This is a genomic window from Kitasatospora sp. NPDC008050 (genome assembly GCF_042957465.1).
GTDB lineage: Bacteria > Actinomycetota > Actinomycetes > Streptomycetales > Streptomycetaceae > Kitasatospora.
Window position 1 is genome coordinate 52,387 of record NZ_JBIBIJ010000028.1, and the last position, 13,763, is coordinate 66,149.

Annotated in this window: 5 protein-coding genes and 1 pseudogene; 2 read left to right on the plus strand and 4 right to left on the minus strand. The window is 71.7% G+C overall.

Features of this window, described 5'->3' with window-relative positions; all coding sequences use genetic code 11:
- Window positions 1-5: 5 nt before the first annotated feature.
- Complete coding sequence (locus ACFZB9_RS34575) at window positions 6-7,571, minus strand: LamG-like jellyroll fold domain-containing protein (RefSeq protein ID WP_391453833.1); 7,566 nt, start codon at window positions 7,569-7,571, stop codon at window positions 6-8.
- Window positions 7,572-7,838: 267 nt separating this feature from the next.
- Here ACFZB9_RS34575 and ACFZB9_RS34580 point away from each other — a divergent pair.
- Window positions 7,839-8,173, plus strand: a pseudogene (locus ACFZB9_RS34580) (hypothetical protein).
- Window positions 8,174-8,290: 117 nt separating this feature from the next.
- On the opposite strand, the gene ACFZB9_RS34585 reads toward ACFZB9_RS34580, so the two are convergent.
- On the minus strand, window positions 8,291-9,220 hold the full coding sequence (locus ACFZB9_RS34585; protein WP_391453835.1) for a peptidase: 930 nt from the start codon (window positions 9,218-9,220) through the stop codon (window positions 8,291-8,293).
- A 2-nt stretch (window positions 9,221-9,222) separates the two neighbouring features.
- The gene (locus ACFZB9_RS34590; RefSeq protein ID WP_391453837.1) at window positions 9,223-10,581 is read right to left on the minus strand and encodes a VWA domain-containing protein; all 1,359 of its coding nucleotides are present in this window, start codon (window positions 10,579-10,581) and stop codon (window positions 9,223-9,225) included.
- A gap of 96 nt (window positions 10,582-10,677) precedes the next feature.
- On the opposite strand from ACFZB9_RS34590, the gene ACFZB9_RS34595 reads away from it, so the two are divergent.
- Complete coding sequence (locus ACFZB9_RS34595; RefSeq protein WP_391453839.1) at window positions 10,678-11,652, plus strand: magnesium transporter CorA family protein; 975 nt, start codon at window positions 10,678-10,680, stop codon at window positions 11,650-11,652.
- A gap of 107 nt (window positions 11,653-11,759) precedes the next feature.
- On the opposite strand, the gene htpG is transcribed toward ACFZB9_RS34595, so the two are convergent.
- Entirely contained in the window at window positions 11,760-13,733 is a 1,974-nt protein-coding gene (htpG, locus tag ACFZB9_RS34600) for a molecular chaperone HtpG (protein ID WP_391453840.1), read from the minus strand.
- Between the last annotated feature and the right edge of the window lie 30 nt (window positions 13,734-13,763).

Genomic DNA, 13,763 nt, shown 5'->3' on the forward strand with positions numbered 1-13,763 from the left:
GGTGGTCAGGCGTCCACGCCGTAGTACTGGGCGAGGAAGCCGGTCACGTCGGCTGCGTGCGGGAGCAGGTCGGGCAGTTGGGCGGCGAGGACGGAGCGGGTGGCCTCGGCCAGCTCGGGCAGGCTGGTGGCGGCGCCCTTCACGTACGGGTCGAGGCGGCGGATGAGTTCGTAGTTGCTCTCCACGTCGATCTGCCGCATGGCCTTCTCCAGCGGCGGCGCGCCGGCCGGCGGGACGTCGGGCAGCACCCGGCTGACGAAGGTGACGCGGTGCAGCACGCGCCAGCACGGGGGCTTACGGTCGGCCTGGCGGGCCTGGCGCAGGGCGGCCGCGTTGGGGTCGTTGCCGTTGGCGAGCCACTGCGGGTCGACGACCTTGTGGAAGAAGGTGTCGAAGTGCTCGCTGTCCTCCCCGAGGTAGAAGCTGAGGAAGCGGTAGGCGTCGACCTTGCCGGGGACCTTGACGGGTTGTCCGTCCTGGTCGAAGACGGGTTTGCGGTCCTGGTCGTAGCGCTGGAGGTTGGTGGCGGGGGCGACTTCGACGTTCAGTCCGAACGAGCGGGTGGCCTCCTTGCCGCGGGCCCGGGTGGCGGTCATGCCGCCGCCGACCGAGGCGTCCAGCTGGGCGCCGATGCCGATGCCGGCGATCTGGAAGGAGGTGCCGATCGAGGTGGCGACCGAGCCGGACAGGGAGTACGAGCCCGAGGTGGTCTCGCTGACCACGTCGGTGGTCTCGGTGGTCTCGGCGAAGAACCCGCCGGCGGCCGTCCAGACGTAGGTGTTGACCAGGTCGCGGCGGGAGAAGCCCTGGCCGGTGGCGCTGTCCGCGGTCTCCCGCTGCTGGGCGGGTGCGGCGTCGGTCCCGATCGCACCGCCGAGTACCCGGCCGGCCCGCTGCGCGGTGGGGTCGGGGGCATGGGTCTCGGTGGAGACGGTGTCGTAGTAGCTGTGCAGGCGCTGCTGGTCGCGCTGGATGCGGCGCTTGAGCGCGTACGCCTCGCGGGGCTTGAAGTAGCTGTACTCGCCGCGGTCGCGGGCGCCCTGGTAGTCGGGGTCGGCGACCTTGCCGCGCTGGTCGAAGCCGACGGTGCCGTCCAGGGTGCCCTGCTTGGTGTAGCGGGGGTTGATCGGGAACGGGATGACGTTCCAGTCCTTGGGGATGTCCGGGTTGGGCTGGATGCGGTAGGCGACGAGCGCTCCGCTGTGCGCCAGGCGCAGCGCGAAGACGTCGGCGGTCTGCGACTGCACGACGGCGAAGCCGGTGTTGGCCGGGACGTAGCGGCGTCCGGTGGCGGGGTTGAGGAGTCGGCCCGGGTCCTCCCAGTGGCCGGTGAGGGAGACCTTGGTGGTGCGGGCGGTGTTCTCGCCCTGGGAGACGGAGGTCTCCTCGGCCCAGCTGTTGGAGAACTCCAGGTTGCCGCGCACGCTCGCGGAGACACCGCCCTTGGCGATGGCCTTGGCGATGCCGAAGCCGAGCGGGGCGGTGATCATCCAGACGTCGACGTCGACCTCGTTGGAGAGCGCGAAGCCGAAGGCGGCGTCCACGCTGCGCTCCTTGGCCGAGGAGAGCGAGCGCACCACCTGCTCGGCCTCGGTGAGTTGGACGGTGGAGGCGCCTTCGAAGGTGTCGCCGGCCGGGTCGGTGAGTCCGGCGGTGAGGTTCTCCGAGGGGACGGGCGGGGCGCCCTCCACGTAGCCGACGAGCTGCGGGTCGAACTGGATCTGGCTGACCCACTCGCTGACCAGCTCGCCGACCTTGTAGCCGGTGACCAGGTGCCAGCGCCCGTCACGCAGGTAGCTGTAGGCGCGCTTGAGGACGCCGAACGCCTCGCCGCGGGCGCCGTACTGCATGTCGGCGTACTCGGCGACCGCCGGGGCCGCGGCGATGGTCTCGTGGAAAGGGGTGCGCATGCCGGCCAGGGCCGAGCGGACCTGGGCGGTGTCGGTGGAGACCGGCGCGCTGGACAGGACGGTGCGCGGGCGGGTCGCCTCCGGGCCCAGGCGCAGGTGGTTGCCGCGCAGTCCGTCGTCGCGGACCTGGGCGACGTCGGGCTCGGTGGAGTCGCGGTCGAAGGGCCAGTAGGCGATCAGGTCCTCCTTCTCGCCCTTGAGCCGGGTGAAGAGGTTGTCCAGCAGTTGCTCGTGGGTGCGGGCGGTGCGCCAGATCCGCACCTCCTCCAGGACGCCGTTGAAGGACTCGGCGGCCTTGCCACCCTTGAGCACCGCGCCCAGGGTGAGCTGGGCGTCGCCCGGGTCGGCGAGGGCGGCGCTGTCGGGGGTGCCCGGGGCGTCGGCCGGGTCGCAGGCGATCGCGACGCCGTTGCGGTAGAGGCGGAAGACGCTGCCGCGCGGGTCGGGGTTGCGCACCCAGCGGGCGCCGCGCAGCTTGGCGGGGTGCGAGCCGGTGGCGTCGGCGGCCGTGCTGCCGGCGTTCTCCTCGAAGCGCCAGCGCGCGGTCAGGCCCCGGTCGCGGGCGGTGACGGCGGTGCCGAGCTGGGCGGCGTCGCGGGCGGCGCCCCAGATCCGCACCTCGGCGAGCACACCGGTCAGTTGCTGCACCAGGGAGCCCTCGCGGGCGCGGCCGAGTTCGAGCGGCGCGTCGTTGCCGCGCGGGCCGGGGCCCTCGTAGCGGGCGGTGCCGATCTCCCGGCCGTCGAGGTGGAAGCGGATGTCCTGCCACTCGCGGACGGCGACCGACTCGACCAGCTCCACGCTCTGGGTGACCGGCTTGCCGTCGGCCCCGGCGGCGGTGATCTGGCGGGTGCCCTTCTGCTCCTGCATCGAGCGTCCGCTCTTGCGGACCACCGCGATCCGGTGGAAGGTGCCGGCCTTGACGCCCTCGGTGGAGGTGAAGCGCACGGCGCGGCCCTCGGGCTCCTCGAAGGCGAACTCCAGGCGGCCGTCCGGCAGGACGGCCAGCCGGTACGGAACGCTGCCGCCCGCGCCGTCGGCCGTCCGGCCCTTGGAGAGCAGGCCCTGGGTCTCGCCGAGCCGGTCGAGCCGGGCGTAGACCTCCAGCGTCAGGTCGTCGGCGATGTCCAGGGCGTCGTCGTCGGCGACCTCCAGGTAGGCCCCGGCGTCCAACCGGACGGCCCAGGACTGCTGGTAGGCCGCGGCGAAGTGACTCCACTCGCGCAGCGGGAAGGTCTCCCGGCTGACCACCCGCCGCTCCCCCACGGTTGCCACCGCCCAGTAGCGGCCGCCCTCGATCGGCGACACCGCGGCCACCGGGCCCGGCTTGCCGCGCAGTTCGGCGTGCCGCTTGTTGGCCGAGCGGTCGCTCAGCACGGGCTGGGCGCCGGGGGCCGGGGCGGAGTGGACCCAGTAGCCGAGCAGCCCGGCCTCGGCACCGGTCAGCCGGCGCTTCATGGCGGCGCGCACGTCGTCGCCGCCGCGCGCGGTGGACCAGAGCCGGACCTCGTCGACCTGGACGGAGGCGAACTCGCGCGGCCAGCAGGGCACCTGGGCCAGGGAGAGCTTGCCCTGGCCCCGGTAGGGGGCCTTGGCGGTGCGGCGGGCGATCTCCTGCCCGTCGCGGTAGATCACCTGCTGGCTGGTTCCGCGCTCGAAGACGCAGGCCCAGTGGTGCCACTGGGTGTCGCCGAAGCGCTGGGTGGTGTCCAGGTCGTCGCTGTAGAAGGCGAAGGTGAACTTGCCGTTCGAGCGGAAGCCGATGTGCAGGGTCTCGCTGTCGCGGCCCTGGTCGCCGCTGTGGCCGAGCACGTAGTGGTTGCGGTCGTCGACGGCGGTGCGGCGGGCCCAGAACTCGATGCTGAAGTCGCCCTCGCCGAAGCCGAAGGCGCCGGGCACCGCGGCGACGGCGCTCACCCCGTCGTAGGCCAGCGCGCTGGCGGCGGGGCTGCCGAGCAGGCCCAGGCCGTACGGGCTGTCGCCCGCGTTGGCGTGCACCAGCCGCACCGGGCCTTCGACCCGCTCGGGGTTGACCCAGGCCTCCACGGTGAGGTCCCCGGGGGTGGCGACCCGCGGCAACTGCTCGGCGGGCAGGGCCAGGAACCGTCCCTGGCCGTCGAAGGCGTAGGCGCGGCCCGGCATGTCGGCGCGCCAGCGGCCGCCGTGGCCGCGCAGCAGGCCGTCCGCGATGCCGACGGGGATCTCGGCCAGGCCGCCGGGATCGACCGTGACCAGCCGGGAACCGGCCGACAGCGTCACGCCGGGCTCGGAGGAGGTGGCCCAGCGCTGGTCGTAGCGCACGCGTTGCACGCTCATGCCCGGCTTCAGCAGGGTCAGGTCCGCACCCGCGCCCAGGCGTAGCGACTTGGCACTCGAGGGGTGGCTGCCCTCGAAGCGGAAGCCGTGGCCGCCGACGGTGACGAAGCCCGGGCCGGCGAGCGGGGCGAGGGTGCCCTCGGTGAACTGCACGGTGTCGCCGTCGATCCGCAGCACGGTGCCGATCGGCACGGGCTGCTCGGCGGCGCCGTTGACCACGGCGGCGAAGTCCTCGGCCCGGCGCGGCAGGTGGGACCACTGCTCCAGCTGCCCGCCCTGACGGATGGTCAGCTTGACCTGCGCGGGGTTGTCCCCGGTCTCGATGCCGATCTCGGCCGTCGCCAGCTCGATGCCCGCGTCACGGGCGGTGAAGGCCACCGCCTTGCCGCCGGCGGCCAGTTGCCGGCTGGAGCGCAGCACCTGGGTGTCGTAGTAGCCGGCGAAGAACTGACCGTTGGCACCGCGGAAGTAGAGCACCACGCTGCCGGTGGCGCTGTCCAGCAGGAACGGCCGGTCGGTGCCGCGGGCGAAGGCGAGCAGCGCGCCGGAGCTGCTGAGGCCGGTGCGGTCCACGGCGAGCTGCGGCATCGGCAGGGCGATGTCGTCGGAGCCGCGCACCCCGCCGGTGAGCCGGCCCAGCTCCTCGCGCTTGGCGGCCAACTGGGCCTGGCGGGCCGGCAGGTCGCGGCGGTAGCGGCCGAGTGCCTCCTGCTTGGTGGAGAGGGTGAGCAGTTGGTTGTCGATCTCCAGGATCTGCTGGCTCCGCTGGTCGGCACCGCTTCCCTGCCTGCTGGAGGCGCCATCGCGTTCCAGGACGACGATGCCCTCGCCTGAAGCGTTCACCGTCCAGTAGTCGTACTGCACGATGCGGTCACCCTGGCCGTCCCGGGCGCAGACCACCTTGCCGCTGCGGCGAACCACCAGGCTACGGCCGTTCCAGTTGTCCAGCGCGAAGTGGGTGGCGTCGTTGTCGGCCTCGCGGTGGTACTGGATCACCGGGGTGTCGTTGTCCGTCTTACCGCCGTAGACGTTCATGTCCTGGCCGGAGTTGACGTTGCGCAGGAAGTAGCAGGTGATGCCGTTGAGGCTGGTTCCGGTGGGCTCGAAGGTCCACAGCGTGGAGGCGGCCGTCCGGTTGGTGGTGCGCACCAGCGGGGCCTTCGCGTCCCTGCGGTCACTCTCCACCGCGAGGTACTGGTCCTTGCCGTCCTTGGGCAGTTTGAAGCGCAGCCGGTAGCGCCACAGGGTGACATCGTCGTCCCGGCCGGCGACCAGGGCGGCGCGCCGGCGCTCCAACTCCGGGATCTCGACGGTCTCCTGCTGCAGGCGGGCGATCTCCGCCTCTGTGGTCGCGACGTCCTGGACCAGCTGGGCCACCTGGGCGTCCAGGTCGCCGACCGCGTCCACGGTGCCGCTCGACTCAGGGGCGGCGAGCACCGGTAGCGGCAACTGGTCCGGGATCTCGGCCAGTCGGCCGTCCCGTCCGACGCCCAGGTCGAGGGTGGCGAGGTAGGCGTCGTCGGTGGCCTTGCCGGTCACCGGGTCGGGGCCGCTGGTGGCGCAGGCGAGCAGCACCCGGGCCTGGCGCTTGACGGGCTTGGCCGCGCCGTCGTACCCGGCCGGTGCGGCCTCCTGCTGGTGGTGCAGCACGGCGGACAGGCCGGAGACCACGCGACGGCCGGTGAAGGCGAAGCTGTCACGGCGCACCCCGGGGTTCTCCCCGATCGGGGCCTGGGAGGTGATCCAGGCCGGTCCCCCGCGCAGGGTGGCGTTGCGGGCGTTGTCCGTCTGGTCGAACAGCGTGTCGCCGGAGCCCTCGTCGAAGCGGTAGTAGACGGCCAGCCCGGGCTCGTTGCCGATCAGGCGGCGGCCGCGGTCGACGGCGATCTCCGCACCGCTGCGGGGACGGTTCCAGATCCGGACCTCGTCCAACTCGGCGCGGCCGAACGAGCCGAGCGCGCGCCCGAGGGTCAGCGGGCCGAGGCCGGCATAGGGCATGTCGGTGGTGCGGCGGCCGACTTCGACGCCGTCGCGGTAGACGATCTGCTGGCGGGTCTCGCGGACGAAGACACATGCCCAGTGGTGCCAGTCGGTGTCGGTGGTGCGCTGGGCGACGTTCAGGTCATCGGCGTAGAAGGCGAAGGCGAAGGTGTCGTCCGAGCGGAAGCCGATGTGCAGGCTGCGCAGCCTGGCGCCGGCGGCGGCACCGTGGCCGACCAGGAAGTCCTCCCGGCCGCCGGTCGCGGTGCGCCGGGCCCAGAACTCCACCGTGAAGTCGGAATCGGCCAGTTGGAGGGCGGAGCCCGACAGCTCGGCCACGTCGTCGACGCCGTCGAAGCGCAGCGCCGTCTCGGCATGGCCGCTCTCGCTCACCACCGGCACCAGCGGCCGGCCGGTGAACGGGCAGGTACCGGGCGCGGATTCGTAGACGGCGTCGCGGTAGCGCTCGTCCGGGCTGGTCCAGGCCTGCGAGCCCTGGGTGTTGAAGAGCCCGTCGCGGCTGCGCTCCACGCTGAAGCCGTCGATGCGGCCGGTGGCGTCGTTGTGCGCGAAGAACTGCCAGCGCTCGCGGCCCTGCACGGCGGTGGGCACCAGCAGGGCGGTGAACCGGCCGCCGGAGAGGCTGCGGACGAAGGACAGTTCCTGGGTCGGCTCGTGGAAGGCCCGCCCCTCCATGTCCCGGGTGCCCAGGCTGTCCTTCGCGGAGTCCGGGCGGCCCTTGTGCCGGCTGCGCCGGTAGCGGACCTCCAGCACCGGCTTCAACTCACCGCCGACCAGCACGAACCGGTCGCACAGCAGGGTCGCGTCGACCACCGCGGCCCTGCCCCCGCCGCCACGGGTGAGGTAGTCGGTGCGCGCCGCATCGCCCGACGATCCGGTGCCGTCGGCCAGCCGGAAGACCGCGTCCGCGTCATCGGCACGGATCGACTGGCGCAGCACGTACACGTGGGTGCCGTCGGAGACCACCTGGAACGGCGCGGCCGCGCCCAGCCGCGCCGTGCTGGACAGGAACGGGTCGAGCTCGTCCTCCTCCAGCCGTTCCGCCGCGTCCGCCTCGATGCGCCCACCGCGCTTGACCGAGGGAAGCCGCACCGCACCCGCCACCGCATAACCCACCCGGGCCAGCTCGCCCGGGAACCGCAACGGCAGCGGATTCTCCGACCAGTAGGCCGCGTCCGCCTCCCCGCGCGCCTCGTCGTGCTGCGACAGGTCCAGGACCGTGTAGACGATCCGCCGCCGCTCGTCCATCGCGAACGCCACCGTGCTGCCCTGGTGCCGCACGGTGGTGGTGTGCAGGTAAGCGCGGTCGCTGTAGACCTTCGCCAGATGCTGATTCTCCGTCAACCCTGTCGCCTCATAGGTCAGTGGCGTCGCGGAACCGACGCCCACGATCATTACCGATCGTGGCAAAACTTTCACCGGGCGTGACGGGTGGGCAAGATACTTTTCCGCCAGCGGAAGCCCGGAACCCGCCGCGCAAGTCGGTTGGCAATCGGTTCCGACCACAAATGATCGTTCCCGACTGATCCGCACCGCTGCCCGGCGCCTCGCCCACGACCGCCAACACTCCTGGCGGCAATCGGACACCACGTTCCACTACGGTGGGCTCGCGTGACCCTCCCCCAGGACTACAGCAGCGTCACCGACTCCGAACGCACCCTCAAGTACGCCATCCAGCACATCGCCGCAGACCGCGCCGAGATCATCGAGGGAGCCATCACCCTCAACTCGCCGTCCTGGGCGCACGAGAACGCCGCCGACCTGATCCGCGAACAGATCGGCCGCCGCTCTACCTGCTGGTGGACCGCCAGGAGCGGACCTGCACCCTGTACTCGCAGCCGGGCGGGCGGCTCGGCTACACGCACGCCGAGGGCCCGCACCCCTTCGGCACACCGGTGCTGCTACCGGCGCCCTTCGAGCTGGAGCTGGACACCACGGAGCTCTGACCCCGCCCACGACGACCCCGCCCACGAAAGACCCCGCCCACGACGACCCCGCCCACGCAAAACCCCCGGCCCCGGTGCGCCGTGGCGCGCCGGGCCCGGGGGTGGGGGCGGGGCAGATCAGGAGAAGTCGCCCTGGGAGCGGGGCGGGCGCGGCGGCCAGGGGCGGCGGCCGCGGGGGTGGCGGGTGAGGGTGTAGCCGCCGACGCCGGCCAGGGAGGCGAGGGCGGCGCCGCCCAGGGTCCAGAACCAGCGGGTGTTCCAGCCGGAGAAGAGTCCGGAGTACCAGTGACTCTTCGGTGCGGTGGGCGCCGCGACCAGGGCGCCGCCGGGCGTGGCGGCGGCGGTGGCCGCGGGTGTCGGGCTCGGTGCGCTCACGGCGCCGGGGGCGGCGGTCGCGCCGGGGTTGACCGGCGGCACCAGCGGTGCCTTCAGGTCGCCGCCTTCGGGCTGGGCGTCGTCGGCCCCGCCCGCCGAGCCGACCTGGAGGTTCACCTGCGCGGCCAGCCCGAGGTCAGGCTGCTGCACGTCGGTGACGGAGAGCCGGACGTAGTAGGTGCCCGGCAGCGGGTCGCCCGACCAGGGCTCGGCCCAGGAGCGGATCTGCCGCAGGGTGCAGCTCATCGAGACCGCGCCGGTGTTCTGGTCGGCGGTGCCGCTCTGCGGGCCGGCGGTGCAGGCCTGGCGGCGGCGCAGGCCGTCGAAGACGTCCACCGTCCAGGTCTGCGTGCCGTGCCGCTGGGCGGACGGCGGCAGGGTGACGTCGACCTTGACGGTGTCGGTCTGGCCGGCCGAGGCGGCGAACGCCCAGTACAGGTAGTCGCCGGTGGAGGCGGCGACCTGGGCCGACTGCCCCGGGGCCAGCGTGGTGGCGGTCAGGAAGGAAGTGCCGGAGGTGGTCACCGGCGCCGCGCCGCTCGCCGAGGAGGAGGAGGAGGAGGAGGAGGGCTGCGCCGAGGGCGAGGCCGCCTGGGCCGCGGGTGCGCCGAGCACGCCGAGCGCCAGGGCTGCCGCGCCGACGGACAGGACGGTCAAAGGGGTGCCACGCATCGTCAGTTCTCCCGCCAGACAGAGATCCGCCACCGGGCGATCCAGCCCCAGAGCAGGCCGGTGACCAGCCCGGCTCCGGTGAGCACCAGCAGCATGATCCAGCCCCGGCCCAGGCCCAGCGCCGGGCCGGCCGGTGCGGGCGAGGCCTTGACGACGTCCACCGTCAGCTCGACCGGCAGACCGGGATCGGTCTGCACACCCGGCTGCCCGGCAAAGGAGTTGCTGACCGTCAGGCAGACGATCTGGCTCACGGTCCCGTCCGCCGCCGTCCCGCTCACCGCACCGGTCGGCGTCGCGGTGGCGCCGGCCGAAGGCGAGTCGGCGGCGGACCAGCGCACCCCGGTGGAGGCCACGTCGGTACGCCCGCTGCCCGCGTCCGAACCGCGCACCAGCTCCTGCCCGGAGGCGTCGGCGGCCTGCAACAGCACGCCGTAGTCGCGTGCCACCGCACGGTCGGGGGTGACGCTCACCGAGGCGCGCAGCTCCTGGCCCGGCTTGACCGAGACCCGGTAGTAGCGGTGCTCGGAGAACTTCTCGCGGTCGGCGTAGACGCCGGGGGTGAGCAGCGGCGCGCCGGCGCAGCTGTCGGAGCCCGTGATCTCGGCGGGCGTCGCCCGGTAGCTGGTGTCCGACTTCTTGACCAACTGCTGCACCCGCTGGCTGAGCTGCTGCTGGGTGTGCACGTCGGTGTAGGTGCCGCCGGTGGCGTTGGCGATGCAGAGCAGTTGCTGGCGGACCTGGTCGTCATGGGCCAGGCCCAGCGTGTCCACCACCAGGTGGGTGCCCTGGGCGGCCAGCTGGCGGGCCACGTCGCACGGGTCCGGCGGGGCGCAGTCGTCCTCGCCGTCGGTGATCAGCACCACGCGGCGGGTGGCCTGCCCGGTGCCCAGGTCCTGGGCCGCGCCCTGCAGGGCCAGGCCGATCGGGGTCCAGCCGGTGGGGCGCAGAGTGGCGACGGCGGTCTTGGCCTCGACCTTGTCGGTCTTCCCGACCGGGTAGAGGACCTTGGTGTCCTTGCAGCCGTCCGTCTTGTCGCTCACCGGGTAGGTGGCGCCCAGGGTGCGGATGCCGAACTCGGCCTCGGGCGGCAGTGCGTCGATCACCTCGTCGATGGACTGCTGGGCCACCGAGATCCGGCTCCTGCCCTCGATGTCGGCGGTCGCCATGGAGCCGCTGACGTCGAGGATCAGGTCGACCTTGGGTGCTTCGGTGGTGGTCGGCGCACTGGTGGCGGGCGTCGGGTCGTCGGCCTGTGCGGGCAGATCGCCGCCCAGCACCGAGAAGGCCACCGTCAGCAGGGCTGTCAGCAGGGCGGCCGGACGGGCCGGCCATCGTCGTTTGGTGATCGTCACAGGGCGCATCTTATGGATCATCAGTTCGTAACACGAATCGCACCGCAAGTCCCTTCCCCCGATGCCGATGTGGGCGGTGTCGGCAGCCGGGCTAGGGTGTCCGCCATGATGCGCACCCGGCTGTACCGCAACGGCACCCTGAAACTGGAGGACTTTCCCGCCGAGGAGATCTCCGACTACATAGGGGACCCCGACTCCACGGTCTGGCTGGACGTACACGACCCGGAATCCGCCGACTTCGACACGATCATCGAGGAGTTCGGCCTGCACGCCCTCGCCGTCGAGGACGCCCGCAACGAGCACCAGCGCCCCAAGCTCGACCGGTACCGCACCCACCTCTTCCTCTCCGCCTACGCGGTCAGCCTGGACCCCGACACCGCCGCCTTCAGCGTCGGCGAGGTCGCCGCCTTCATCACCCCCAACGCCCTGATCACCATCCGCAAGGGCCGGCACTGCGACATGGACCACGTCGTCGAGCGCTGGGACAACGCCCCGGACCTGGCCGAACACGGGGTGGGCTTCCTGGTGCACGGGCTGCTCGACTACCTGGTCGACAGCCACTTCAAGGCCGTCCAGGCGCTGGACGAGCGGATCGAGAACCTGGAGGACCTCCTCTTCGAGGACGGCGCCGAGCAGATCCAGGAGGTCCAGCGCACCTCCTACGAGCTGCGCAAGAGCCTGGTCAAGCTGCGCCGCGTGGTGCTGCCGATGCGCGAGGTGGTCAACTCGCTGCTGCGCCGCGACGTCCATGTGGTCAACGACCAGCTGATGCCGTACTACCAGGACGTCTACGACCACGTGCTGCGCGCCACCGAGTGGACCGAGTCCCTGCGCGACCTGGTCACCACGGTGATGGAGACCAACCTGACCGTGCAGGGCAACCGGATGAACATGATCATGAAGAAGGTCACCAGCTGGGCCGCGATCATCGCCGTGCCCACCGCCGTCACCGGCTTCTACGGCCAGAACGTGCCCTACCCGGGCTTCGGCACCCAGGCCGGCTTCTGGGCCTCCACCCTGATCATGATCGTGCTCTCGGTGCTGCTCTACGTGACCTTCAAGCGCCGCGACTGGGTCTGAGCGGCCGGGGCCGACACCGGGGCCGACGCAGCGGGAACGCGCGTGGGCCACGGCCGCGCCCTCGCGCAACCGTGGCCCACATCCGACGCCCGACGTCGGCCGTGCGACTAGAGCGTGCGCTCCAGGCGGTCGGCCATCAGCTTGACGAACCGCGACGGGTCGCTCAGCTCGCCGCCCTCGGCCAGCAGGGCCATGCCGTAGACGAGTTCGGCCGCCTCGGCCAGAGCGGCGTCCTCGGCCCCCTCCGCGCGACCGGTGTGCGCCCGGTTCAGGCCGCTGACCAGCGCGTGCGTCGGGTTGAGTTCGAGGATGCGCTTGGTCTCGGGAAGCGGCTGCCCCATCGCGCGGTACATGTTCGCCAGCGCCGGCGTCACGTCCCCCGCGTCCGAGACGATGCAGGCGGGCGAGACGGTCAGGCGCGAGGAGAGCCGCACCTCCTTGACCGTGTCGCCCAGCTGCTGCGACATCCAGGAGAGCAGGCCCGCGTACTCCTCCTGCTGCTTGCCGCGCTCGGTCTCGGCCTCCTTCTTCTCCTCCTCGGTGCCGAGGTCGACCTCACCCTTGGCCACCGAGCGGAACTGCTTGCCGTCGAAGGCGGGCACCGCGTCGACCCAGACCTCGTCGACCGGGTCGGTGAGCAGCAGCACCTCGATGCCCTTGGCCCGGAACGCCTCCATGTGCGGGGAGTTCTCGATGGCCTGCCGGGACTCGCCGGTGAGGTAGAAGATGTGCTCCTGCCCCTCCTTCATCCGCTCGACGTACTGCGCCAGCGTGGTCGGCTGCTCCTTGCCGTCCTCACCGGCGGCGACGTGCGTGGTGGCGAAGGAGGAGACGCCAAGGATCGCGTCACGGTTGTCGAAGTCGCTGAGCAGCCCCTCCTTGACGACCCGGCCGAACTCCTGCCAGAAGGTGGCGTAGCGCTCGGGGTGCGCGGACATCAGGTCCTTGACCGTGGAGAGCACCTTCTTCGCCAGGCGGCGGTGCATCAGCTGGATCTGCCGGTCCTGCTGCAGGATCTCGCGCGAGACGTTGAGCGACAGGTCCTGCGCGTCCACCACGCCCTTGACGAAGCGCAGGTAGGGCGGCATCAGCGCCTCGCAGTCGTCCATGATGAAGACACGCTTCACATAGAGCTGGATGCCGCGCTGGTAGCCCTGCATGAACAGGTCCTGCGGCGCGTGCGCCGGGATGAACAGCAGCGCCTGGTACTCGAAGGTGCCCTCGGCCTGGAGCCGGATGACCTCCAGCGGGTCGTTCCAGTCGTGGCTGATGTGCTTGTACAGCTCGTGGTACTCGTCGTCGGTGACCTCGTCGCGCGAGCGCGCCCACAGGGCCTTCATCGAGTTCAGCGTCTCGGGCTCGCTCGGGGCCTGCGCCTCGTCGGTCGCCTCGTCCCTGTCCGCGTCGGCGGCGGCGGCGGGCGCCACCGGCTCCACGGCCATCCGGATCGGCCAGGTGATGAAGTCCGAGTAGCGCTTGACGAGTTCGCGGATCTTCCACGGCGAGGTGTAGTCGTAGAGCTTGTCCTCGGTGTCCTCCGGCTTGAGCCGCAGGGTGACCGAGGTGCCCTGCGGGGCGTCCTCGACGGTCTCGACGGTGTAGGTGCCCTCGCCGGTCGACGACCAGCGGGTGCCCTGGCCCTCGCCCGCGCGCCGGGTCACCAGCGTGACCTCGTCGGCCACCATGAAGCTGGAGTAGAAGCCGACGCCGAACTGCCCGATCAGGCCCTCGGCGGTGGCGGCGTTCTCGGCCTCCTTGAGCTCCTTGAGGAACTTCGCGGTACCGGAGTTGGCGATCGTGCCGATGAGCTGGACCACCTCATCGTGCGACATGCCGATGCCGTTGTCCCGCACGGTCAGCGTCCGGTCCTGCTTGTCGGCCTCGATCTCGATGTGCAGATCGGACACGTCCGCGTCGAGCGCGCCGTCCCGCAGGGCCTCCAACCGCAGCTTGTCGAGCGCGTCGGAGGAGTTGGAGACGAGTTCACGCAGGAACACGTCCTTGTTCGAGTAGATCGAGTGGATCATCATCTGCAGAAGCTGGCGTGCTTCCACCTGAAACTCGAACGTCTCAGTCGGCATATCCGTTTTCCTTCGCAGGTCACCTGGTGT